Genomic DNA, 22,249 nt, shown 5'->3' on the forward strand with positions numbered 1-22,249 from the left:
AAAGCGAGTGCCTGCAGCGGAAATCAACACCCCCCACTTCAACAGACAATATCTCCTACTTTTAATTGATAACACACTGTAATGTTCCAGCAAAACCAGTGTAACCAAGCAGCGTTATACTCCTATATAAGGGAAACTATTGTCTGGAAACAGAAGGGGAGGTCATTATGGAGGATTATTTAGCGAAGTCACTGGAAGAATGGAAAGAAGATATTTCTGAAGTTTTAGACCAGATTAATAATGAATACGAGGATGTTAAAAAAGAGCTGAAAGTATATTCCTACAAATACGGAATTACAAAGCAGGTTATCCAGTCTACTGTGAACGAAGAGATCATTGATAATATCCGTGAAATGTATCATAAGCCTTTTGAAGAAAAGTATAACGAATTGAAAGAATACATACGTGATTTGGATGAAAAACGAAAGGTTTTCCAGATGTTTGTCAATAAAATCGACGAAGTGAAAAAGAAGGAAGCGCCGCGCACCGACCTGGCAGCTGCCTATAAATAGCCAAAAAACCGTCTTTGAATAAAAGGCGGTTTTTTTATAAGTAAAGCTATGAGACTTGAGGCCATGGAACCCATCAGCCTGCAGATGTATTTTTAAAAATATGGAGGTAAATGCTCCGTTGATTTTCTATAATGAAGAGGAAGCTGAAACTTTTACCGCACCAGTTCCGTATTACAGACATAAAGGAGCTGAGAACATTGGAAACAAGAAAGGTTCTATCTGCTTTAAGTTATTTTAGCATTATGTTCGCAGGATTTATTTTTCCGCTTATTGTATTTTTTGCTTCAGAAGACAGGGAAGTGAAGCGGCATGCAAAGAGTGCATTCTTATCACATTTGATCCCGCTAATTCCTGTTCCATTCATTGTTTTTGCAGCGGTTACTCAGTTTACAGTTAATGATCAGGAAATTCCGGTATTTTTTCTTGCAGCTGTCGGCATCACAATCATTCTGCTATTAATTGTATTTATATGGAATATCATTAAAGGGGTAAAAGTCCTGATACAGGAATAGAACTAATAGAGGAGGGCCAGAAAATGAAAGAGGAACGCAAACGTATTTTGAAAATGGTCGAGGATGGAAAGCTTACAGTTGATGAAGCTTTAACTCTGCTGGAACAGCTTGAACAAACAAATCAGACGATGGAGCAGAAGCAGGAGGACTTAATTAAGGAGCTATCTGCTGAGGTTAAGTTTGAAGAAGCTAAAAAAGGCGAGCCATATAGCTCAAAGCATCAAAGTGCCAAGGAAAAGATCATTGATTTTGTAGATTCAGCATTTAAGAAAGTGAAGGATCTGGATCTAGATTTTAATTTTGGGAAAAGTGTTGAAATCTCTCATATATTTCAGCATGCAGACGCATACTTAAAAGATCTGGACATTGATGTTGCCAATGGAACAGTTAAGGTAATTCCGTGGGATCAAAGTGATGTGCGTGTTGAATGCAAAGCCAAGGTCTATCGTGTGGATAATCAGGATGAAGCCCGCAGGAATTTTTTGAAGGATGTTATTTTTGCCATTGAAGGGCAGAGGCTGAGATTTTCGACTCAGCAAAAATGGATGAAGCTTGAAGCAGTCATCTATATTCCAAAGTCGGAATATGAAAATGTGAAAATCCGCATGTTTAATGGGCCGATTGAAAGCCAAAACTTATCAGTGGAAAACTTTAAAGCGAAAACAGCTAATGGAAAAATAACGGTTAGTGATTTGAACAGCCGTAATGTGGAGGCTGAAACAGCCAACGGGCAGATTACCATTCAAAAAAGCCGGATCGATCATGTGGAAGCCGAAACGTTAAATGGTGCCATTCTGGCTGATGGCGACTTCAAAAAAGCTGAACTGCAATCCTTTAATGGAAATGTAACATGCAGGGCAGAAAATGAGCGCTGCGAATGGATCGAAGCGAAGGCGGCGACGGGCAGCATTGATCTGTTTGTTCCGGATTTCGCTGTTGTCAGCGGAGAGCTGCGCACCAATCTGGGCAGTTTTCATCCTGACATTGAGGGTATTGAAGTAATAGAAGAAAAGAGCGAAGTGATTCAGAAAATGATGCGTTTTAAATCTGTGAAAGAAAGCGGCAGCGGACTTAAGCTGCGGGCTGACTCCAAAACAGGTGCCATCACAATCAAGCGGACAACAGCCTGGTAAAACGGGGCGGAAGGGCGCCTTCCGCTTTTCCAGATAGGAGGGATTCTTAATGAACAAATTAATTCGCTCCCGCAGCAACCGGAAGTTAGCGGGAGTATTGGGCGGCTTATCAAAATCGATCGGGATAGACGCTACCATACTCAGGGTCATTTTCATTGTTTTATTATTTACAACAGGTGTTTTCCCAATGGCACTCGTTTATGCTCTGCTTGTGTTTGTGCTTCCTAATGAAGAGGTGCTGTAGGACATGAGATGGATCCTGGGAATATTGATAAATGCGGTCCTGTTTGTAGCGATCGCAGGTTTTTTTAAGGATTCGTTTTACTTGTCGGGATTTGGGGCTGCCGTTGGTGCCAGCTTCATGCTTTCCATCCTGAACATTCTTGTGAAGCCTATCCTGATTATTTTAACTCTGCCCGTTACTGTTTTAACGCTCGGCTTGTTTCTGTTCGTCATCAATGCTGTCACGCTTATGATAACGGATGGATTTATGGGTGATTCATTTGAAATTGCCGGGTTTGGCACAGCGATTCTTGTATCGGTGATTATGTCAATCGTTAACCTGATCATTCAAAAAGCAATCCTGGAACCGGCGAGGGAAAAGTAAATGCGATAAAAAGCCAGCATGCGTAATGCTGGCTTTTTTCTTATTCTATAATCGTGGCATTAAAGCCGTCCTTCTTCAGGTTCCCGGCGAGATTCTCAGCAAGCTGCTTTTCGGAAAAGGCAACTTGAACTTTGTATTGTTTGATTCTATCATGCTTTCTTAAGCCATATTGTTCGGCAATTGCTTTTACAATAGCCTGTGCACAGCGTTTTCGGTAGATGGGGGTCCGAAGAAGGGAGGCTTCCTCTTTATTGGTCATAAACCCGCATTCCACAAGAACGGCAGTAATTTTTGTCTCACGCAGCACATGGAAATCAGCTGTTTTGACTCCCCGGTCCCGCAAACCTGTAGAACTGATTAAGTTTCGCTGGATCTTTTGGGCCAGTGCCAATGCTTCCCGGGGTTTGGAAGGGTAGACATATGTTTCAATTCCGCCTGCGCTGTTCCATTCGCCTGTTCCGTACGCATTGGCATGGATGGACACATAGCAGTCAGCGTTTTGATTATTTGCGAGAGAGGTCCTTTCGGCAAGCGGCACGTCCCGCTCATCGGAGTGGGCAAAGTGAACTTCTGTGTTTTGATACTTTCCCAGCATCTCCTTTGCCAGGCTGGCGACTGCCCGGTTGAATTCAAATTCTCTCATTCCATCAGGGCTCCGTTTGCCGGGGGTGCTATAGCCATGTCCGGCATCCAATATGATTTTCATCTAATCGCTCCTTTCTGTTAAAAATATCTTCATCTATATAATATGGACAAACCTTTCAAAAGGACATGGTAAAATGAAAATAGGAGAAAACCCTAAGGGCTTTCTCCTATTTTGCAGCGCGCTGCATCGTATGAACAAATTTGTAGCGGTCTGCGCGATATGCTGATTTTACAAGCTCAAAAGGCGTGCCATCCTCTAAGAAGGAAGTGCGGGCGATAAGGAGTACAGGAGATCCAGGATCTACCTGCAGGTGGTTTACCTCTGTTTCCTTAGCGATTGAGGCTTCAATCTGCTGGGTGGCTTCCCTGATGGTGAGTGACAGTTTTTCTTCGATATGCTGATAAAGTGACTTGTTGATGATTTCCTCTGTAAGCCCTTTAACGAGATTAGCAGGCAGGTAGGTGGTTTCCAGGGCCATTGGCAGGTTATCTGCCATCCGCACCCGTTTAATTTCATAAACCGGTGTGTTTTCTTTTATATCAAGCTTTCTCGCCAGCTGCGGCTCGGCCGGGATGATTTCAAAGGATATGAGGCGGCTGCTCGGCACCATGCCGCGCTCTTTCATATCCTCAGTAAAGCTCGTCAATCCCTGAAGCTTTTGTTCGACCTTCTGTTTGTTGACAAAAGTTCCGCGTCCTTTTTGCCTGTATAGATAACCATCGTTGACAAGGTTATTTAATGCCTGTCTGACTGTCATTCGGCTGATCTGATATTGCTCCGAATATTCGCGCTCAGAAGGAATGGCTTCATCAGGCTTTAACTTGCCGTTATCTATTAAATGTTTAATATACTCTTCCAATTGGTGATATATCGGGATGGGTGATTGCTTATCGATCATGAAAATTCTCCTATCACTATTAGTACTGATCATCAGTCCTGACTGACAAGGCTAAGTGCTTCTTCATCGGCGATGATGGTTACATTCGGATGAAGCTTCAAGGCTGAAGCGGGAAACTGTTCATCAGGCTCTCCGTTAACCAATTGTCTGATGGCTTCTGCCTTGGCTGAACCTGATGCGAGCAGGATGATTTCCCGGCTATCAAGAATCGAAGCGATTCCCATTGTAATGGCCTGGGCTGGAACGTCTTCTATAGAACTGAAAAATCTTGCGTTAGCCTTGCGCGTGCTTTCCGCAAGGTCCACGACATGCGTACGGCTGTTAAAAGCAGTGCCAGGTTCATTGAATCCGATATGTCCGTTGCGGCCGATTCCGAGCAGCTGGAGGTCGATATCCACCAGATCCTTGATCAGCTGTTCATACCGTTCGCATTCCCTGGACATATCTTCTGCGGAACCATTGGGAAGATGCGTGTTTTCGAGCTGGATGTCCAGATGATCAAATAGTTCGCTATTCATGAAATGCCTGTAGCTATTAGGATCAGTTGGAGGCAGGCCGATATACTCGTCCAAATTAATCGTCGTGATTTTTTCATAAGAAGTGCCATTTTCCTGATGATCTTTAATCAGTTCGGCATAAACTCCTTTTGGTGTACTTCCGGTAGCAAGCCCTAATGTCATATCAGAATGCCGGCGGACTTTATCAATTATAAGCCTGGCAGCTTTTCGGCTCATATCGTGATAATCGGCTGTTCGAATGATTTTCAATTCCCTTTCACCTCACGTTCAAAGGCTTTGACGCCTCGGCAGAAGGTCATGGCAACCTCAAGGTTCTCATCGAGTACAACCAGGTCCGCATCCTTGCCTTCTGAAATGCTGCCTTTCCGGTCGAAAATATTGAGCTGTCTGGCCGGGTTGGTGCTTGCAAGCCGGACAGCTTCATGCAGCTGTATATCTGTAAAGTCAATCATGTTTTTTATGGAGTCTTTCATTTTTAAAATGCTTCCGGCCAATGTGCCGTCAGCAAGCAGTGCCTGGCCATTTTCGACCTTTACATCCTGTCCGCCAAGATCATAATGGCCATTCTTCAGGCATTTGGCTCTCATCGAATCTGTTATCAGGATCATACCACCTGTGCCTTTGGCGTTTAGTGCAAGCTTGATCATCTCCGGACGGACATGGATGCCGTCAGCGATCATTTCAACGATCAATTCCTTAAATAAAAGAGCAGCGCCGGCAACACCAGGTTCACGGTGATGCATGCCTCTCATTCCGTTAAACAGGTGGGTCACCTGTTTAGCTCCAGCCTGAACAGCTTTTTCCATTTCGGTAAAAACGGCATCACTATGGCCGATTGAAGGGACAACGCCATTTTCACTTAAATAGCGGATAAATTCATAGCCATTTGCTTTTTCCGGTGCTAGTGTGATCAGTTTGATCGTCCCGTCCGCTGCTTCCTGCCAGCGCTTAAAGAGTTCAATATCAGGCTCAAGGATATGATCCTTCGGCTGGGCTCCGCCTCTTGCTTCATTAATAAACGGGCCTTCGAGATGGATTCCGATTACTTCCGCCTTGCCGGGAGTATTTTGTTCTTTTTGAAAGTGAGCTGCATTGACCAGCGCTGCTTCTATTTTTTCTTTTTCCTGTGTGATGGTTGTGGCCAGGAAGCTTGTAGTTCCTTCTTCAGGCAAAACGCCGGCCATCGTGTTCAGCGCTTCAAATGTGGCATCCATCGTATCGGCACCGCCAGCGCCATGAATGTGGACATCAATAAACCCCGGACTGATTGTGTGCTCAGGGGAAAGCTCTATAATTTCTGTATCCTGGAAGCTGGCAGGAAGTTCCTCCAAGGTTCCAGTCTGCAGGATTTGCTCATTTTCTATTAAAATAAACCCTTTATCAATCGTGCTGTTCTCCAGAAGAATTCTGGCATTTTTCAGTAATAGACGGCTCATTTTCAGTTCATCTCCGTTTGAATGATACTTTTATTATAAAAGGTTTGCACTAAGATGTCTATACCAGTTAGCGGATTTAACTCCCTATAACTTTTTGGTCTATACAACCAAAAAAAGGATAGAAGGCGATCGGACGCTTTCTATCCTATTTATTTGAGTTTTAGAAGAAATACATGCAAAAAATGATTATTTTGTATCTGCAGCTGCTTCCCGTAAATAGCCATTATGCTTTTTCAGAAGCTCGGCGGCTGCTTCACCTTTTAATCCTGTTAAAATCTGAAGAATGGCTGCCTTTGTATGATAGTTTTGTTCTTTAAGTGCTTCCCGGGCTTCTTCATCTGATGCACCAGTAGCCATTTTAACGATATTTTCCGCACGCTTAAACAGCTTCTCGTTTGTCATCTGCACATCTACCATTAAATTGCCGTACACTTTTCCCAGCTTGATCATGGATGCTGTTGTCAGCATGTTCAGGACAAGCTTTTGTGCAGTGCCTGCTTTCATTCTTGTAGAGCCTGTAACGACTTCCGGACCTGTGATAGGTGCAATCGTATATTTAGAGATTTTCCCCATTTCGGAATCCTTGGTGCAGGCAACTGAAACAGTAACAGCACCGACTTCATTTCCGTATTGAAGAGCTCCGATCGTATATGGCGTACGGCCGCTCGCGGCAATGCCGACAAGCACATCCTTGTCAGATAATTGAATATCGGCGACATCCTGGCGTCCCTGTTCACTGTCATCCTCAGCGCCTTCAACCGCCTCGGTCATGGCTTCCTTGCCCCCGGCGATAATGCCGACAACCATTTCTGGGTCTGTTCCATAGGTCGGCGGGCATTCTGAAGCATCGATAATCCCGAGGCGTCCTGAGGTGCCGGCTCCAACATAAATTAAGCGGCCACCTTTTTTGAAGCTCTCCGTAATTTCATCCACCACTTTGACAATGTGAGGGATTTCTCTTGCGATGGCATTAGGAACAATTGTATCCTCCTGATTGATGATTGTAATAATTTCTTCTGTTGTCATTAAATCGATTTCCATTGTTTTTGGATTTCGCTGCTCTGTATTCAGCTTTGTAATATTCATTATTTATCCCTCACTATTAATTGAAATTTAGTTCCTGCTTTAATCTGATCCAGCAGGGGCATGTCTTCTTCTATTACTCTGGCGATTACATTCACGCGTTCATCCCGAGGGAGATCTGTCAGTGTAATTTGCAGCTCTCCTGCGTATCGGCCGTATAGTATGTTATCAACTGTGACACTGCCTTTTTTACGTTCCAGCTGGTTCACAGGTTCCCATTTATTTGATCCCTGCCCGGCGTAAGATCTTGATTCAACCGACCTGACAACATCCCTGGCAGGATCCATCCGGTTTGTATGAGGTTTATTATAAAGATCTTCATAGATTTGTCCGCCGATCAGCTCGATTCGGAGAGGCACAGCATCTTCCGAGATTTTCTCCAGCTGTGCAAGAGTCCCGTCTTTTACTGAATGGTCACCAATCAGTACTTTGTCTGTATAACAGCTGTTCATCAGTTCAGCCGCCGCAGCAGCAGGTGACGAGCCCCGGTGTTTTTCAAGAGTAGGCAAACTGGCAAAAAGGGGCCCGCGAAGTTCCCCGTCACCAGGCACAAATGCCATGGTAGTTATTCCTATGCCTTTTAGGAGCTTATTTCGCTCTATTAAAAAGTCTTTATCCAAACCGGTTTCCGGCCGCGGGTAAAAGTTATGCCAGGCTTCTATATTATTGGAGTTTAATCCCATTTCCATCCATTCCCGCAATTCTTCAGCAGAGATGGTACTGGCATTGATTCCAAGTTTCATTTTTTTTGAGAGTTCAACAATCTGTTCAGAAGTGAAGCCGTAATCAGCCCGGATTCCGGTAAGGCCCCATTCGAGAAGTGTATCAATCGAATCCCAGCCCAATCCTAAATGGCCCAATGACTGGGGGGAAACATCTGCGAGGAGTTCCATATGATGCTGCTTTGCCAAGGCCCCAAGATTCTGAAGCAAATGTTTATAAGTACTGTGGTCATCTTCGGGAATATGGAGGGATGTGAAAATGGATGTGAGGCCATGAGTAGCCGCCCTTTCTATCCATTCCGCATTTTGATATTGGCGCTCTTCTGATAAGTAAACTGATATTCCAAACATCCTGGTCACCTCTACAAATCTGAATTTTATAAAAATGGGGACTCATAAGTAAAGAAGGAGGAATGCTCCTCCTTCTCCTTGTTTATTATATGTTTTTCGCCATTTCCTCTTTGAATCCGAACAGCCATGTGAACAGGAAGCCAAAAGCATAGGCAATTAATAGGCCAATCAGATACAGTATGATTTGATGGGTATGAACGAGGAAGGCAAGCGGTATGCCTGAAACCCCGATGGCTACTGTAGCAATTTTGAAGAACGCCTGGAAAGCGCCGCCGACAGCAGCTCCGAGACACGCTGTCAGGAAAGGACGTCCCAGCGGCAGGGTAACCCCGAAAATAAGCGGTTCGCCGATTCCGAGTATTCCAACCGGAAGTCCGCCTTTAATGACTCTTTTCAGACGCGCATTTTTGGTTTTGAAATAAATGGCGAATGCCGCACCTACCTGGCCTGCGCCGCCCATTGCAAGAATCGGAAGCAGCGGGTCATCGCCGATTGAGTTAATCAATTCCATGTGAACTGGTGTTAAACCTTGATGCAAACCAGTTACAACTAAAGGAAGGAATGTTCCGGCAAGTACTAATCCAGCCAGGATGCCGCCGACATCAAGTATGCCAAGCAAGCCTTTAGTAATGATATCTGACAGGAATCCGCCAACAGGCTGCAGGATGAAGAAGGTTGCAAAGCCTGTAATTAATAATGCGAGCGTCGGTGTTACGATTATATCAATAGCTGAAGGAACGAATCTGCGGATTCTTTTTTCCAAGAAGGCCACCAATGCAGCAGCGAGCATGACTCCGATAAGTCCTCCGCGGCCTGGCACCAGCGCTTCACCGAATAAAGTGATATTGGCAAGGCCTGGATTGATTAATAGAATACCGGCCGCACCGCCAAGAGCAGGAGATCCTCCAAACTCCTTAGCCGTGTTAATACCAACAAACACACCCAGGTAACCGAATAAACCCCAGCCAATCAGATCAAGCATTTGCACAAGAGTAGATTCCGGATCTCCGCCTGATTTGATGATTACATTATTGATCCCTGCAATCAAACCGGAAGCAACGATAGCCGGGATCAGCGGGATGAAGATACTTGCAATTTTTCGTAAAAACAGCTTGAAAGGAGTAGCATTTTTCTCATTGAGTCCGGCTTTCGTCCGGGCTGCCAGTCCTTCCAATGAAGTGTCAATCTCTTCTTCATCATCAACGGAAGAAACATTTTTGCCTGTCATTCTGGAAACTTCGTCAGCTACTTTGGTGACGATTCCTGGTCCCAGTATGATTTGGAGTGTTTCTGCTTCCACAACACCCATAACGCCGTCAATATCCTTGATGCCATTCAGATTGACTTTGCTTTCATCGACCGGCTTCACGCGAAGACGGGTCATGCAGGAGGCCAGTTCCGCAATATTGCCGGTGCCGCCCAACTGCTCCGTAATCTCTTTCGCCAAGCGTTCTTCTTTACGCATGAGCTTTTCCCCCTCTTTTTTTTAAAATGAATAAACGTAATAAGAGCCAAAAAAAATAAATGAATTCGCTTACATCCCCATATTAACAAGGTTAAGTCTAGTTGTCTATACCATTTATAAATTTTTATATGGGCATGTCACCATATTTATACGCAGAACAATCCGGAAAATTGTCCTTTTTAAACAGGATTAAGCATATGGGCCTAGTGTTAATTTTGAAAAAATCGATTTCAGAAATTTGGTTCTGGGTTAAAAAGTGCTAAAATAAAGAGAACTTCAGTATGAACTTAATTAAAGAGTTACATATAAAGAGATCATCCGGCAGTGCCAGCATTAAAGGAGGAACCTATTTTGGTAAAAGTGCGCACGAAAGATATTATAGAAAAATTTGGGCTTGAATTGATTGCCGGAGAGGAAGGCATTAACCGGCCGATTACAACGAGTGATATTTCACGTCCGGGCTTGGAGATGGCAGGTTATTTTGATTATTATCCGGCTGAACGCGTTCAATTGATCGGAAAAACGGAACTGTCTTTTGTTGAAACGCTGACTAATTCTGAGCGGGAAATCCGGCTTGAACGCCTCTGTACAGATATTACGCCAGGCATAATCGTGACAAGAGGGCTTGATATCCCGGAAGAACTGATTGAAGCAGCCGAGAGGGAATCAGTTCCTCTTCTTCGATCCAAGCAAAAAACGACCCGTTTTTCCAGTTTGCTGACCAATTTTCTGGAAAGCAAGCTTGCTCCAACAACAGCTGTTCACGGCGTCCTTGTTGATATTTATGGGGTAGGAGTGCTGATAACAGGTAAGAGCGGAGTAGGTAAAAGCGAGACGGCACTTGAATTAGTAAAACGCGGACACCGCCTTGTTGCAGATGACTGTGTGGAGATCAGGCAGGAGGATGAAGATTATCTGGTGGGAAATTCACCAGAATTGATCGAACATCTGCTTGAAATCCGCGGTCTCGGTATCATCAATGTTATGACACTGTTCGGTGCTGGAGCTGTCCGCAGCTATAAAAAAATCTCTGTGGTTATGAATTTGGAGCTGTGGGACCCGAAAAAACAGTACGATCGTCTCGGCCTTGATGAAGAAAAAATGAAAATCATCGATACGGAGATTACGAAGCTGACCATTCCGGTAAGACCCGGACGAAATCTCGCTGTCATCATTGAGGTGGCTGCCATGAATTTCCGCTTAAAGAGAATGGGAATGAATGCGGCGGAACAGTTCACGAACCGCCTTTCAGATGTGATCGAGGACGGAGACCATGATGATCGTTAATCTGTGAAAACAGATCAATCATTTTTCAATCAAACGTTTGATTGAAAGCTGTTAATCCTCACCAGGCTTCAAAAAAGAATAGATAAAGGGCGCAGCCGCGCTTTTCGAAAGGAAAAGTGATCATGGACAACAATATTCAGCCGTTAGATCCGATTGCCATTTCTCTTGGGCCGATTCAGGTCCACTGGTATGGCCTGATTATCGGCCTAGGCATTGCTCTGGCTCTCATTATCGCGATGAGGGAAGGGGAAAAAAGGGGACTCCCTAAGGACATCTTTGCCGATTTAATGCTTTGGGCCATTCCTATTGCGATTATTTCCGCCAGGATCTACTATGTTATTTTTCAATGGGATTTTTATTCGCAGAACCCGGGTGAAATCATCAAAATATGGAATGGCGGAATTGCCATTCATGGAGCCTTGATTGGTTCTGTCATCACCGCTTATGTTTTTGCAAAGAAAAAGAAAATATCGTTCTGGAAGCTTGCTGATATTGCAGCGCCAAGCATCATTTTGGGGCAGGCAATCGGCCGCTGGGGAAACTTTATGAATCAGGAGGCGCACGGGAGGGAAGTCAGCCGGGCGTTTCTGGAGAACATGCATCTGCCTGAATTTATCATTAACCAGATGTATATTAACGGAGCTTATTATCATCCTACGTTTTTGTATGAATCCATCTGGAATATCATTGGATTTATCATCCTTATCTTATTAAGAAGAGCAAACTTAAGGCGCGGGGAGCTTTTCCTCTCGTATGTCATCTGGTATTCGATCGGACGTTTCTTCGTAGAAGGCCTCCGTACCGACAGCCTGATGCTTACTGAGAATTTAAGAATTGCTCAGACGATATCTATCGTTCTTATTATAGGGGCTCTGGTACTGATTTTTTATAGAAGAGCAGAGGGCCATGCCAAAGCTCGTTATCTGGATAAAGCCGAGGGGAAATAAAGAATAGGGGAGAGTAGAAATGCTGGTTGAATCATCCAAAAGGGGGCTGATGGCCGGCTTAAAAACAACATGGACACTCGGGAAAGTCATATTCCCGGTCACGCTGATTGTGGCACTGCTGCAGCATACGCCGGTGCTTCCATGGGTTATCAAGCTGATCACGCCCCTTATGAATCTGATCGGGCTGTCAGGAGATGCAGCCATACCGCTTGTTTTGGGGAATTTCTTGAATTTGTATGCCGGAATTGGAGCTATTCTTACGCTCGATTTAACGGTTAAAGAAGTATTTATTATTGCTGTCATGCTGTCGTTCTCACATAATATGCTGATTGAAACGGGAGTCGCTTTGAAGGTTGGCGTTAAGCTTTGGGTCGTTCTTACCGTCCGTTTCGGATTGGCGCTGTTGAGTGCCATTGTTATCAACCTTGTTTGGCAGGGCGGATCCGAAACGGCTAAGTACGGATTTATACCGGCAAAGGAAGAGCAGGTGTCGGGGGCATTGCCAATCCTGCTGGATGCACTGCTGACGGCTTTGCTTGGCATTCTACAGCTTGCCATCATCGTCATCCCGCTGATGATCATCATTCAGATCTTAAAAGATAAGCAATGGCTTGCTGTCTTTTCAAGATGGATGGCGCCTGTGACCAGGGCACTTGGAATGAAAGAAAATACGTCTACAACCCTTGCGGCCGGATTGGTGATTGGCCTTGCCTATGGGGCGGGTGTCATGATCCAGGCTGTAGAGGAAGATGGCGTCAGCAAAAAAGATGTAACGATCGCATTTATTTTCCTGGTAGCCTGCCACGCAGTCGTTGAAGATACACTGATTTTCGTACCGCTTGGCATTCCGGTCTTGCCGCTTCTGCTGATCCGTCTGGGTGTGGCGGTCATTCTGACACTGGTGGTGGCGATGATTTGGAACCGTGCTGAGCTGGCAAAAAGAAAGGAAGCAACATATGAGCATTAACACACTATTATTTGATTTAGATGGAACATTAATTGACACAAACGAATTGATTATTTCCTCGTTTTTGCATACACTCGGAAAATATTATCCTGACCGCTATCAGCGGGAAGATGTTCTTCCGTTCATGGGGCCGACCCTGCATGAAACATTTGAGACCATCAACCCTGAAAAAGTGGATGAAATGATCTCAGTTTACCGGGAGTACAATATTAAGAACCACGACTTGCTTGTGAAGGAATTTGCCGGCGTGTTTGAAACGGTTCGGACTTTAAAAGAATCAGGATATAAACTGGGCATTGTTACGACGAAAGTTTCCAATGTAGTTGAAAAGGGCTTAAAGCTGACAAATCTTGATCAGTTCTTCGATGTGGTTGTCACGCTTGATCATGTGGAGAAGCCAAAGCCGGATCCGGAGCCAATCTTGAAGGCGTTGAGCCTGCTGGATGCGAAGCCGGAGGAAGCCATTATGGTCGGTGATAATTCACATGATATCGATGGCGGAAAAAACGCCGGCACGAAAACGGCTGGTGTAGCCTGGACAGCAAAAGGCCTTGAATTCCTGGCGCGCTTTGAACCGGATTATATGCTGGACAATATGGCTGACCTGCTCGATATTCTTGAGGCAGAAAACCAATGAGAAAAACGGAGCGTTTTCCGGTAGAGGGAGGCAATTCACTCTGGCATGTTTATAAAACGGTTCCGTTCCTGAAGGTTGTCAAAAACTTTATTGTGATTCAGCTTGCGCGCTATACGCCATTTCTGGGCATGAAGAATTGGCTCTACCGTAACTTCCTGAGAATGAAGGTGGGGGATCAGACATCATTTGCACTCATGGTGATGCTGGATGTCATGTTTCCGGAAAAAATAAGCGTCGGCCGCAACACGGTCATCGGCTACAACACGACAATCCTCGCTCATGAATATCTGATTAAGGAATACCGCCTCGGCCGGGTTGAAATTGGAAGTGAAGTCATGATTGGCGCTAATTCAACTATACTGCCGGGTATCACAATCGGTGATGGTGCGATTATTTCAGCCGGAACGCTTGTCCATAAAGATGTCCCTGCTGGAGCTTTTGTTGGCGGCAACCCGATGCGTGTCATTTATACAAAGGAAGAGCTAGCCGCTCGCTGGGCGGACGATCCGATATATGGTACAGATAAAAATAAAACTCCGCTTGCTTAGGCTGGCGGAGTTTTTATAATCAATAACTTCAAATAACCTATAGAAAAAAGAACAAACTATATAAGTAAGCTCCTTTTTAAAAAAAGGAGTCTTTTTTATTTTTCTGTCTCTTTTGGTTGACGGAGCCGTGAATGCGCGTTAAACTACATATAACTTCAATCTACTACCATATTAGCGAACTAAAGGATTCGGAATTTTTAAGTCATAGAGGTGAATGGTTTGAGCCGATTATTTATGTTTGAAAAGCCGTTAGGCATGAGAGATACATTACCTGATCTATACGAAAGAAAAGCTGCAGTCCGTACATCCATCCAGGAGGAAATGAAACGCTGGGGCTATCAGTTTATCGAAACGCCTGCACTTGAATACTACGAAACAGTCGGGGCGGCTTCAGCGATATTGGATCAGCAGCTGTTCAAGCTGCTTGATCAGCAGGGCCATACCCTGGTGCTCCGGCCGGATATGACAGCGCCGATTGCAAGGGTTGCAGCAGCCCGTCTCTTAAAAGACGAGCTGCCGATCAGGCTTGCGTATTCCGCCAATGTATACCGCGCACAGCAGCGGGAGGGCGGCAGGCCGGCTGAGTTTGAGCAAATCGGTGTAGAATGCATTGGCGATCATACGATTAGTGCGGATGGAGAAGGAATGGCACTCATGATCTCTGCTCTAAAAGAAGCAGGGCTTCAGAACTTTCAGCTTTCAGCAGGCCACATCGGCTTTGTCCGTGACTTTTTCCAGCAGATTTTAGGAACGGAAGAACGAGTGGAAAACCTGACACGATTTTTGTATGAGAAAAATTATGTAGGATACAGGGAGCATGTAAAGAGTCTGGCCCTTTCGTCCATTGATAAACAAAGGCTTCTTGATTTCCTTAAATTAAGGGGCGGGGAAGAAGTCATTGAGATTGCCTATGGCCTTCTGGAAAACGGCACAGGAAAAAAGGCATTAGCCGAGCTTGAACAGCTTTGGAGCATTATGCAGGACTATGGCCAGGAAGGCACAGTTAAATTTGATTTAACGCTCGTAAGCCATATGAGCTACTATACGGGTATTCTTTTTGAAGTATATGCAGGAAATGTTGGTTTCCCGATCGGAAATGGAGGCCGCTATGATCTGCTGCTTCAAAAATTCGGAAAAGATACGGGGGCAACCGGCTTTGCCATCAGATTGGACCGCCTGCTGGAAGCGCTGGAAGACAGCCAGGAGGCTGAACCTGTTTACTGCATTTTATACAGTCCGGAACGCCGCAAAGAGGCATTCGATTTTGCGAAGAAAGAACGTTCTGCGGGAAAGAAAGTGGTCCTGCAGGATATTAGCGGTGTTAAGGACATAGATGCCTGCACCAGCCAGTATGAGGACATTACCTTTTTAGTCGGTAAAGCTGGAAAGGAGAGCATAAAATGAGTGATGTTTTAACGATTGCGATGCCAAAGGGCCGTATTTTTGAAGAAGCAGCTGAATTGCTCCGCCGTGCAGGCTTTCAATTGCCGCCGGAATTTGATGATTCACGCAAATTGATCATCGATGTGCCGGAAGAAAATTTCCGCTTTATCCTGGCAAAGCCGATGGATGTGCCAACATATGTGGAACATGGTGTAGCAGACCTTGGGATTGCCGGAAAGGACGTCATGCTTGAAGAAGAGCGGGATGTCTACGAGCTTCTTGATTTGAAAATCAGTGCCTGTTATCTCGCTGTTGCGGGACTGCCAAACACCAGGCTGAATGATGTGGCCCCTAAAATTGCTACAAAGTATCCGCAGATTGCGGCAGCGTATTTCCGTGAACAGGGGGAGCAGGTGGAGATCATTAAATTGAACGGCTCAATAGAACTGGCCCCGATGATCGGGCTGGCGGACCGGATCGTGGATATCGTATCAACCGGCCGGACACTGAAAGAAAACGGGCTCGTTGAATACGAAACCATTGTCGGAATCACATCAAGATTGATCGTCAATCCAGTCAGCTACCGTATCAAGGATGAACGCATCAGCGAGCTGGTTGGCCGGCTGACAGAAGTTATTTCAGGAGAAGAAATAAGCTCTTAAAAGGATGTAGAACCCTATGAAAATTTTAAAAGTAAATGACCAGATTTCAATAAAACGGTCTGTTGATAACGGAACAGAAGAACAGCGGGCGATTGTAAAAAATATTATTGAATCAGTCCGCAAAAACGGCGATCAAGCATTAAAAGAGTACACAGAAAAATTTGATGGGATCTCTCTGGATCAATTAAAGGTACCACAGGCTGAAATAGACGAAGCTTTGAGTCAAGTAGATGGAAAAATCCTTGAGATCATTAAAGAAGCTGCCGGGAACATCCGGTCTTTTCATGAAAAACAGCTCCGTCCTTCCTGGATGACAACAGAAGAGAACGGTTCGATCCTGGGGCAAAAAATAACACCCCTCGATTCTGTCGGCTTATACGTACCGGGTGGAACGGCTGCGTATCCATCTTCGGTCCTTATGAATGTGATCCCGGCAAAGGTTGCGGGGGTTAAGAGAATCGTGATTACCTCTCCTCCTGATAAAAAGACTGGAAAGCTGCCTCCGGCTGTTCTGGCTGCAGCACACATCGCCGGTGCGGAAGAAATCTATAAAGTCGGCGGAGCTCAGGCGATTGCTGCACTGGCATATGGAACTGAATCGATCCGGCCTGTCGACAAGATCACAGGTCCGGGGAACATCTACGTGGCCCTTGCAAAACGCGAAGTTTTTGGGGATGTTGATATAGATATGATCGCAGGTCCTAGTGAAATCGCTATATTGGCAGATGACACAGCACATGCGGATGAAGTGGCGGCAGATTTATTATCACAGGCAGAACACGACCCGATGGCAAGCGCAGTCCTTGTGACACCATCATCTGCTTTGGCGGAAGCGGTGTCAGCAGAAGTGGAACGCCAGCTTGCCGAGCTGCCCCGCAAGGAAATTGCCGCTGGGTCCATCAGGAATTACGGAGCTATTTATGTGACGGAAAGCATGGATGAAGCGGTTGAAACGGTTAACAGCCTGGCTCCTGAACATCTGGAGATTTTAACAGAGAATCCAATGGAGCTTCTCGGACGGATTCGTCATGCAGGAGCGATCTTCCTCGGAAGATTCAGCCCTGAACCGGTCGGCGACTATTTTGCCGGTCCAAACCACGTCCTGCCGACAAACGGGACAGCCCGTTTTTCAAGCCCGCTTAATGTGGAGGATTTTCAAAAGAAATCAAGCATTCTTTTATACAGTGAAAAAGCATTAAAGGATAATGGGGAAAAAATTGCAGCCTTTGCGCGTCTGGAAGGCCTTGAAGCCCATGCCAGATCCATTGAGACGAGACTAAGAAAATAAGCTGGAGGAATAATCATGGCCAGAACTGCTGAAATTTCACGTAAAACCAATGAAACGAATATTACACTTTCCTTGAATATAGACGGAGAAGGCAAAAGCGATCTGGAAACAGGCGTGCCATTTATGACACATATGCTGGACCTGTTCGCCAAGCACGGACAATTCGACTTGAACATCGTTGCAAATGGCGATACAGACGTGGATGATCACCACACAACAGAGGACATTGGCATCTGCCTTGGCCAAGTGCTGAAGGATGCTTTGGGAGATAAAAAAGGCATCAAGCGCTATGGAAATGCTTTTGTTCCGATGGACGAAGCGCTTGCTCAAGTGGTGGTTGACCTCAGCAACCGCCCTCATCTGGAGATGCGTGCCGAGTTTCCGAGCCAAAAAGTGGGTACATTTGATACCGAGCTTGTTCATGAGTTTCTTTGGAAACTTGCACTTGAAGCGAGAATGAACCTGCATGTTATCGTGCACTATGGACAGAATACACACCACATCATTGAGGCGATTTTCAAAGCGCTAGCTCGTGCATTAGATGAAGCAACGACGATCGATCCGCGGATTAAGGGAGTTCCCTCAACGAAAGGGATGTTGTAAATGATCGGCATCATCGATTACGGAATGGGGAATTTATTCAGTGTCAGTAAAGCACTGGAACGTTTGGAGGTCCCTTATTTCCTCTCTGAAAATAAAGCGGAGCTCCTGAAAGCAGACGCTTTAATTCTGCCGGGTGTCGGCTCTTTCAAGGATGCAATGAGTATCTTAAATTCTACTGGCCTGGCATATCTGGTAAAGGAGTTTGCTGATACAGGCAAGCCGCTCCTTGGCATTTGCCTTGGCATGCAGCTTTTATTTGAGAGCAGTGAAGAGAATGGACTGACAGAAGGATTGCAGCTTCTGCCTGGCCAAGTGAGGCGGTTTCCCGGTTCAACAGCAGAAGGTGAAACGTACAAAGTTCCGCATATGGGCTGGAACCGTCTTGAATTCCTGCAGGGCTCGCCGATTTTAAAAGGGCTTGATGAAGATTATGTCTATTTCGTCCACTCTTATTTTGTAGATACAAATGATAAAGAAGTAGTTATCAGCAGCAGCTTGTATGATGTAGATGTGCCGGCAGTAGTAGGCAGAGGCAATGTGTTCGGCATGCAGTTCCACCCGGAAAAAAGCAGTTCGCTCGGCATGGCGCTTTTACGCAATTTTACCGAGCTGGTTGAAGAAAGGATGTCTGTAAAATGAGTTTTACGATCTATCCGGCAATCGATATGAGAGGCGGCAAATGCGTCCGGCTCCTGCAGGGGGATTATGATAAGGAAACGGTGTATGGCGACTCTCCGTTTGATATGGCCAAAAAATTTGCTGATGAAGGAGCAGACTGGATTCATATGGTCGATCTCGACGGGGCAAAGGATGGTAAGCGGGTTAATGATCGCTATGTCATCCAGGCTGCCCGCGAACTTGGCGTCTCTGTTCAGATCGGTGGTGGCATCCGTACAGAAGAAGACATCCTTCATTATCTTGATAACGGTGTAACACGCGTAATTATTGGAAGCATTGCCATCTCCAATCCTGAGTTTGCTATTGAGATGATCCGCAAATATGGCAAAGCCATAGCGGTAGGGCTTGATGCGAAAAATGGCTATGTGGCCACACACGGCTGGCTTGAAACTTCTGAAGTAAAGGCAGTTGACTTGGGTAAGCGATTTGCCGACGCCGGTGCGGAAACATTTATTTTTACGGATATCGCAACAGATGGGATGCTATCTGGGCCGAACGTGGAAGCTGTTCGCCTGCTTGCACGGGAAACCGGAAAAAGTGTAATTGCATCCGGCGGGGTCAGTCAGCTGGCTGATTTGGCGGAACTTCAGGAATACGCATCAGAAGGTGTCGCCGGGGCCATCGTTGGAAAGGCAATATATGAAGGCCGGTTTACCGTAGCGGAAGCTCTGAAAGAGGTGAAGGCATAATGCTGACGAAACGCATCGTTCCCTGTCTGGATGTAAAGGACGGCCGTGTAGTAAAAGGAGTGCAATTCGTGCAGCTGCGTGATGCCGGAGACCCGGTTGAGCTTGCCCGCTTTTATGATGGGCAGGGAGCTGATGAGCTGGTTTTCCTCGATATCTCCGCTTCACATGAAGGGCGGAAGACAATGGTTGAAGTTGTGAAGGCTGTTGCGTCTGAGCTGGCCATTCCCTTTACAGTCGGCGGAGGGATAAACGCGCTTGAAGATATGAAGCGAATTTTGCGGGCGGGGGCTGATAAGGTTTCTCTTAATACAGCTGCCGTAAATAATCCAGATCTAATTACAGAAGGGGCAAATTTCTTCGGATCACAGTGCATCGTTGTGGCAATTGACGCTAAATACGATGAACAGCTCGGTTCCTGGCGCGTGTACACACATGGCGGACGGACACCGACTGATCTTGAAGTCATTGCCTGGGCCCGTGAAGCGGCCGAGCGAGGGGCTGGAGAAATTTTACTCACAAGCATGGACTCGGACGGTGAGAAAAAGGGCTTCGATATCCATCTGACGAAAGCAGTAAGCGAGGCGGTTTCGATTCCGGTTATTGCTTCTGGCGGGGCAGGAAACGCCGATCACTTTGCGGAAGCATTCATCGATGGAAAAGCGGATGCCGCATTGGCAGCATCTATTTTTCACTATAAAGAAACATCTGTTGCAGAAGTGAAATCTTTCATTAAGGAAAAAGGGGTGGTAGTCCGATGAATATCGATGGTGTAAAGTTTGACGAAAAGGGACTGATCCCTGCCGTTGTGCAAGATGCGAACACAAAAGAAGTATTAACATTAGCTTATATGAATCGGGAATCTCTTTTAAAATCAGCGGAAACAGGGGAGACCTGGTTTTTCAGCCGTTCCCGCAATGAGCTCTGGCACAAAGGGGCAACAAGCGGAAACACGCAGAAAATTGCAGAAATGAAGCTTGACTGTGACCAGGATGCCATTGTGGTTCTGGTTGAACCTGCGGGACCTGCCTGCCACAAGGGAACAGTCAGCTGCTTTGAGGAAAGAGTATACGGGGAAGAGTCAGGCGGTTTATCTGACTACGAAATCCTTAATACACTTGAAAAAGTCATTGAAGAACGCGAAAAGACACGCCCAGAAGGAGCCTACACAACCTATCTTTTTGAAAAAGGCGTGGATAAAATTCTGAAGAAGGTAGGCGAAGAATCCGCAGAAGTCATCATCGCTGCGAAAAACCGTGACAAAGAAGAACTGAAATGGGAAGCGGCTGACCTGATTTATCATTTGATGGTGCTGCTGCGCGAGCAGGAACTGCCTTTTAGCGAAGTCTTGAAGGTGCTTACTAAACGGCATGAAAAGAAAGAACCGGCCTCCGAATAGGGAGGGCGGTTTTCTTTGTCAAATGTAAGATAAATTCTCGAAGATGCCAGATAAATTTTAGAACATGTTAGATAAAAGAAGAATGATGCTAGATAAATTATGAAATGTGCTAGATATAATTGAAAACATGCCAGATAAAAATATAACAAAAATCTAAGCAGGAAATTACGCTTCTTCAGAAGAATATTTATATAGCTAATAGAAGGAGTGATGCTTTTGATCATGAAACATCGAACAATTCCAATAAGAATTCAGAAAAATGAAGTGCTTCTAAGAAGACTTCCGAAAAATCATAAAGTTCGTGCTGAAATTGAAGAAGACCAGGCAAAAAGGTGGGCAGGATATCGGGGAGAAGCAGCTTTAGACTTCCATTTAAGCAAACTGCCGGCAGATGAATATATGATTTTTCATGGATTGCGACTGACAAATGGACAATACTTCTTCCAAATCGATACACTCATCCTCTCTTCGAAATTCGCCCTCATTTTAGAAGTAAAAAATATCTCCGGAAAACTATACTTTGAATCACAGTTTAATCAAATGATCCAGACAACACATAACGGTGAACAAAAGGGCTATTCTAACCCAATCGAGCAAGCCAGCCAACAAGCAAGGGAATTAGAGAAATGGTTAATGAAACGCAGCATCCGTCTACGGGTCGAATTCTGTGTTGTGATTAGCAGGCCTTCTACAATCCTGCAATCGTCCTCAGAAAATATTCTAATCCACCAAAAAATCACACATGTCCAATATTTACTGAACAAAATTGAAAAGTTAGATATGACAAGTAAACAAACCCCACTCACAAATAAGGAGCTCAAAAAGATTTCTAAAACTTTTTTAAAGGAGCATACTCCTGAGAAATTTGATATCTTAAATTTTTATAAAATATCACAAGATGAAGTTATTAAAGGGGTTCTCTGTCCAGTATGCATCTCAGTTTCCATGAAAAGAATAGGTGGTGTTTGGATATGCCAAAGGTGCACATTGAAAAACAGTGACGCTCATCTTAAAGCCGTAACTGATTTATTTCTATTAAATAATGATCAGCCGATTTCGAATCAGGAATTTCGAGATTTCCTTCAAGTAAATTCTCCTCATATATCTAGAAGGCTATTAAAATCCCTCAACCTCCCCCAAACCGGCACCAACAAAGGCCGTCGCTACCACCCGCATCCAAACTTCCACTTAATCTCCGAATTAAACACCATCACCGCTAAATCAACGCAATAACCCTTTAAAACATTACCGCGGCAAGATTTCCAATAAAAAATTACGATT

General features: G+C 45.1%; 26 protein-coding genes. 19 read left to right on the forward strand and 7 right to left on the reverse strand.

Features of this window, described 5'->3' with window-relative positions:
• Window positions 1-167 precede the first annotated feature (167 nt).
• From CHI10_RS06385 to CHI10_RS06405, 5 genes are all read left to right on the forward strand, one after another.
• Window positions 168-512 (forward strand): hypothetical protein, encoded by a 345-nt coding sequence (locus CHI10_RS06385; protein WP_035329260.1) that lies wholly within the window; start codon window positions 168-170, stop codon window positions 510-512.
• Between the two features lie 197 nt (window positions 513-709).
• Window positions 710-1,024 (forward strand): magnetosome magnetite crystal formation protein family, encoded by a 315-nt coding sequence (locus CHI10_RS06390; protein WP_095243514.1) that lies wholly within the window; start codon window positions 710-712, stop codon window positions 1,022-1,024.
• A gap of 23 nt (window positions 1,025-1,047) precedes the next feature.
• Window positions 1,048-2,157 (forward strand): DUF4097 family beta strand repeat-containing protein, encoded by a 1,110-nt coding sequence (locus tag CHI10_RS06395; protein ID WP_095243478.1) that lies wholly within the window; start codon window positions 1,048-1,050, stop codon window positions 2,155-2,157.
• 49 nt (window positions 2,158-2,206) lie between these two features.
• Window positions 2,207-2,401 (forward strand): PspC domain-containing protein, encoded by a 195-nt coding sequence (locus CHI10_RS06400; protein WP_095243479.1) that lies wholly within the window; start codon window positions 2,207-2,209, stop codon window positions 2,399-2,401.
• 3 nt (window positions 2,402-2,404) lie between these two features.
• Window positions 2,405-2,764, forward strand: coding sequence for a phage holin family protein (locus CHI10_RS06405; RefSeq protein ID WP_048009336.1), 360 nt, complete (start codon window positions 2,405-2,407; stop codon window positions 2,762-2,764).
• A gap of 40 nt (window positions 2,765-2,804) precedes the next feature.
• Here CHI10_RS06405 and CHI10_RS06410 read toward each other — a convergent pair whose 3' ends face one another.
• The 7 genes from CHI10_RS06410 to CHI10_RS06440 form a co-directional block, all read right to left on the reverse strand.
• Window positions 2,805-3,470, reverse strand: a complete 666-nt coding sequence (locus tag CHI10_RS06410; protein WP_095243480.1) for an N-acetylmuramoyl-L-alanine amidase — start codon at window positions 3,468-3,470, stop codon at window positions 2,805-2,807.
• 106 nt (window positions 3,471-3,576) lie between these two features.
• Complete coding sequence (locus CHI10_RS06415) at window positions 3,577-4,308, reverse strand: GntR family transcriptional regulator (RefSeq protein WP_095243481.1); 732 nt, start codon at window positions 4,306-4,308, stop codon at window positions 3,577-3,579.
• Window positions 4,309-4,340: 32 nt separating this feature from the next.
• On the reverse strand, window positions 4,341-5,075 hold the full coding sequence (gene nagB, locus CHI10_RS06420) for a glucosamine-6-phosphate deaminase (RefSeq protein ID WP_095243482.1): 735 nt from the start codon (window positions 5,073-5,075) through the stop codon (window positions 4,341-4,343).
• Window positions 5,072-6,262, reverse strand: coding sequence for an N-acetylglucosamine-6-phosphate deacetylase (gene nagA / locus CHI10_RS06425; protein ID WP_095243483.1), 1,191 nt, complete (start codon window positions 6,260-6,262; stop codon window positions 5,072-5,074). Before nagA ends, nagB begins: the two co-directional genes overlap by 4 nt.
• Window positions 6,263-6,448: 186 nt before the next feature.
• Window positions 6,449-7,348 (reverse strand): N-acetylmuramic acid 6-phosphate etherase, encoded by a 900-nt coding sequence (murQ, locus tag CHI10_RS06430; RefSeq protein WP_095243484.1) that lies wholly within the window; start codon window positions 7,346-7,348, stop codon window positions 6,449-6,451.
• On the reverse strand, window positions 7,348-8,418 hold the full coding sequence (locus tag CHI10_RS06435; RefSeq protein WP_095243485.1) for a DUF871 domain-containing protein: 1,071 nt from the start codon (window positions 8,416-8,418) through the stop codon (window positions 7,348-7,350). Before CHI10_RS06435 ends, murQ begins: the two co-directional genes overlap by 1 nt.
• A gap of 85 nt (window positions 8,419-8,503) precedes the next feature.
• Window positions 8,504-9,883 carry a PTS transporter subunit EIIC gene (locus CHI10_RS06440; protein WP_095243486.1) on the reverse strand — a complete coding sequence of 460 codons (1,380 nt, stop codon included), beginning with the start codon at window positions 9,881-9,883 and terminating at the stop codon, window positions 8,504-8,506.
• 351 nt (window positions 9,884-10,234) lie between these two features.
• Here CHI10_RS06440 and hprK point away from each other — a divergent pair, with 351 nt between their 5' ends.
• The 14 genes from hprK to CHI10_RS06510 all read left to right on the forward strand — a co-directional run bounded on the left by hprK (window position 10,235) and on the right by CHI10_RS06510 (window position 22,201).
• Window positions 10,235-11,170 carry an HPr(Ser) kinase/phosphatase gene (gene hprK / locus CHI10_RS06445; RefSeq protein WP_061793405.1) on the forward strand — a complete coding sequence of 312 codons (936 nt, stop codon included), beginning with the start codon at window positions 10,235-10,237 and terminating at the stop codon, window positions 11,168-11,170.
• A 122-nt stretch (window positions 11,171-11,292) separates the two neighbouring features.
• Window positions 11,293-12,117 (forward strand): prolipoprotein diacylglyceryl transferase, encoded by an 825-nt coding sequence (lgt, locus tag CHI10_RS06450; RefSeq protein WP_095243487.1) that lies wholly within the window; start codon window positions 11,293-11,295, stop codon window positions 12,115-12,117.
• Between the two features lie 19 nt (window positions 12,118-12,136).
• Complete coding sequence (locus CHI10_RS06455; RefSeq protein ID WP_095243488.1) at window positions 12,137-13,084, forward strand: nucleoside recognition domain-containing protein; 948 nt, start codon at window positions 12,137-12,139, stop codon at window positions 13,082-13,084.
• On the forward strand, window positions 13,074-13,721 hold the full coding sequence (gene ppaX, locus CHI10_RS06460) for a pyrophosphatase PpaX (protein ID WP_095243489.1): 648 nt from the start codon (window positions 13,074-13,076) through the stop codon (window positions 13,719-13,721). The genes CHI10_RS06455 and ppaX overlap by 11 nt, the downstream gene beginning before the upstream one ends.
• Window positions 13,718-14,269 carry an acyltransferase gene (locus CHI10_RS06465; RefSeq protein ID WP_095243490.1) on the forward strand — a complete coding sequence of 184 codons (552 nt, stop codon included), beginning with the start codon at window positions 13,718-13,720 and terminating at the stop codon, window positions 14,267-14,269. The genes ppaX and CHI10_RS06465 overlap by 4 nt, the downstream gene beginning before the upstream one ends.
• Window positions 14,270-14,488: 219 nt before the next feature.
• Complete coding sequence (locus tag CHI10_RS06470) at window positions 14,489-15,673, forward strand: ATP phosphoribosyltransferase regulatory subunit (protein ID WP_095243491.1); 1,185 nt, start codon at window positions 14,489-14,491, stop codon at window positions 15,671-15,673.
• Window positions 15,670-16,314: an ATP phosphoribosyltransferase gene (gene hisG / locus CHI10_RS06475; protein WP_035329276.1), complete on the forward strand. Its 645-nt coding sequence runs from the start codon at window positions 15,670-15,672 to the stop codon at window positions 16,312-16,314. Before CHI10_RS06470 ends, hisG begins: the two co-directional genes overlap by 4 nt.
• 16 nt (window positions 16,315-16,330) lie before the next feature.
• Complete coding sequence (gene hisD, locus CHI10_RS06480; protein WP_095243492.1) at window positions 16,331-17,602, forward strand: histidinol dehydrogenase; 1,272 nt, start codon at window positions 16,331-16,333, stop codon at window positions 17,600-17,602.
• Between the two features lie 15 nt (window positions 17,603-17,617).
• A complete protein-coding gene (gene hisB, locus CHI10_RS06485; protein WP_035329278.1) occupies window positions 17,618-18,205 on the forward strand; it encodes an imidazoleglycerol-phosphate dehydratase HisB in 588 nt (195 codons plus the stop codon).
• On the forward strand, window positions 18,206-18,844 hold the full coding sequence (hisH, locus tag CHI10_RS06490) for an imidazole glycerol phosphate synthase subunit HisH (RefSeq protein ID WP_095243493.1): 639 nt from the start codon (window positions 18,206-18,208) through the stop codon (window positions 18,842-18,844).
• On the forward strand, window positions 18,841-19,572 hold the full coding sequence (gene hisA / locus CHI10_RS06495) for a 1-(5-phosphoribosyl)-5-[(5-phosphoribosylamino)methylideneamino]imidazole-4-carboxamide isomerase (RefSeq protein ID WP_095243494.1): 732 nt from the start codon (window positions 18,841-18,843) through the stop codon (window positions 19,570-19,572). The genes hisH and hisA overlap by 4 nt, the downstream gene beginning before the upstream one ends.
• Window positions 19,572-20,330 (forward strand): imidazole glycerol phosphate synthase subunit HisF, encoded by a 759-nt coding sequence (gene hisF, locus CHI10_RS06500; RefSeq protein WP_095243495.1) that lies wholly within the window; start codon window positions 19,572-19,574, stop codon window positions 20,328-20,330. Before hisA ends, hisF begins: the two co-directional genes overlap by 1 nt.
• A complete protein-coding gene (gene hisIE / locus CHI10_RS06505; RefSeq protein WP_095243496.1) occupies window positions 20,327-20,968 on the forward strand; it encodes a bifunctional phosphoribosyl-AMP cyclohydrolase/phosphoribosyl-ATP diphosphatase HisIE in 642 nt (213 codons plus the stop codon). Before hisF ends, hisIE begins: the two co-directional genes overlap by 4 nt.
• Window positions 20,969-21,190: 222 nt before the next feature.
• On the forward strand, window positions 21,191-22,201 hold the full coding sequence (locus CHI10_RS06510) for a nuclease-related domain-containing protein (protein ID WP_286137209.1): 1,011 nt from the start codon (window positions 21,191-21,193) through the stop codon (window positions 22,199-22,201).
• The last annotated feature ends 48 nt before the right edge of the window (window positions 22,202-22,249 follow it).

Source organism: Bacillus sp. 7894-2, from assembly GCF_002272225.1.
Taxonomy (GTDB): domain Bacteria; phylum Bacillota; class Bacilli; order Bacillales; family Cytobacillaceae; genus Cytobacillus.

Excerpts from the sequence above, each read along its gene's own strand:
- CHI10_RS06385 (WP_035329260.1), top strand. The coding sequence starts at position 168 with ATGGAGGATTATTTAGCGAAGTCACTGGAAGAATGGAAAGAAGATATT.
- CHI10_RS06395 (WP_095243478.1), top strand. The coding sequence starts at position 1,048 with ATGAAAGAGGAACGCAAACGTATTTTGAAAATGGTCGAGGATGGAAAG.
- CHI10_RS06400 (WP_095243479.1), top strand. The coding sequence starts at position 2,207 with ATGAACAAATTAATTCGCTCCCGCAGCAACCGGAAGTTAGCGGGAGTA.
- CHI10_RS06405 (WP_048009336.1), top strand. The coding sequence starts at position 2,405 with ATGAGATGGATCCTGGGAATATTGATAAATGCGGTCCTGTTTGTAGCG.
- CHI10_RS06410 (WP_095243480.1), bottom strand. The coding sequence starts at position 3,470 with ATGAAAATCATATTGGATGCCGGACATGGCTATAGCACCCCCGGCAAA.
- CHI10_RS06415 (WP_095243481.1), bottom strand. The coding sequence starts at position 4,308 with ATGATCGATAAGCAATCACCCATCCCGATATATCACCAATTGGAAGAG.
- nagA (WP_095243483.1), bottom strand. The coding sequence starts at position 6,262 with ATGAGCCGTCTATTACTGAAAAATGCCAGAATTCTTCTGGAGAACAGC.
- murQ (WP_095243484.1), bottom strand. The coding sequence starts at position 7,348 with ATGAATATTACAAAGCTGAATACAGAGCAGCGAAATCCAAAAACAATG.
- CHI10_RS06435 (WP_095243485.1), bottom strand. The coding sequence starts at position 8,418 with ATGTTTGGAATATCAGTTTACTTATCAGAAGAGCGCCAATATCAAAAT.
- CHI10_RS06440 (WP_095243486.1), bottom strand. The coding sequence starts at position 9,883 with ATGCGTAAAGAAGAACGCTTGGCGAAAGAGATTACGGAGCAGTTGGGC.
- lgt (WP_095243487.1), top strand. The coding sequence starts at position 11,293 with ATGGACAACAATATTCAGCCGTTAGATCCGATTGCCATTTCTCTTGGG.
- CHI10_RS06455 (WP_095243488.1), top strand. The coding sequence starts at position 12,137 with ATGCTGGTTGAATCATCCAAAAGGGGGCTGATGGCCGGCTTAAAAACA.
- ppaX (WP_095243489.1), top strand. The coding sequence starts at position 13,074 with ATGAGCATTAACACACTATTATTTGATTTAGATGGAACATTAATTGAC.
- CHI10_RS06465 (WP_095243490.1), top strand. The coding sequence starts at position 13,718 with ATGAGAAAAACGGAGCGTTTTCCGGTAGAGGGAGGCAATTCACTCTGG.
- hisG (WP_035329276.1), top strand. The coding sequence starts at position 15,670 with ATGAGTGATGTTTTAACGATTGCGATGCCAAAGGGCCGTATTTTTGAA.
- hisD (WP_095243492.1), top strand. The coding sequence starts at position 16,331 with ATGAAAATTTTAAAAGTAAATGACCAGATTTCAATAAAACGGTCTGTT.
- hisB (WP_035329278.1), top strand. The coding sequence starts at position 17,618 with ATGGCCAGAACTGCTGAAATTTCACGTAAAACCAATGAAACGAATATT.
- hisH (WP_095243493.1), top strand. The coding sequence starts at position 18,206 with ATGATCGGCATCATCGATTACGGAATGGGGAATTTATTCAGTGTCAGT.
- hisA (WP_095243494.1), top strand. The coding sequence starts at position 18,841 with ATGAGTTTTACGATCTATCCGGCAATCGATATGAGAGGCGGCAAATGC.
- hisF (WP_095243495.1), top strand. The coding sequence starts at position 19,572 with ATGCTGACGAAACGCATCGTTCCCTGTCTGGATGTAAAGGACGGCCGT.
- hisIE (WP_095243496.1), top strand. The coding sequence starts at position 20,327 with ATGAATATCGATGGTGTAAAGTTTGACGAAAAGGGACTGATCCCTGCC.
- CHI10_RS06510 (WP_286137209.1), top strand. The coding sequence starts at position 21,191 with ATGAAACATCGAACAATTCCAATAAGAATTCAGAAAAATGAAGTGCTT.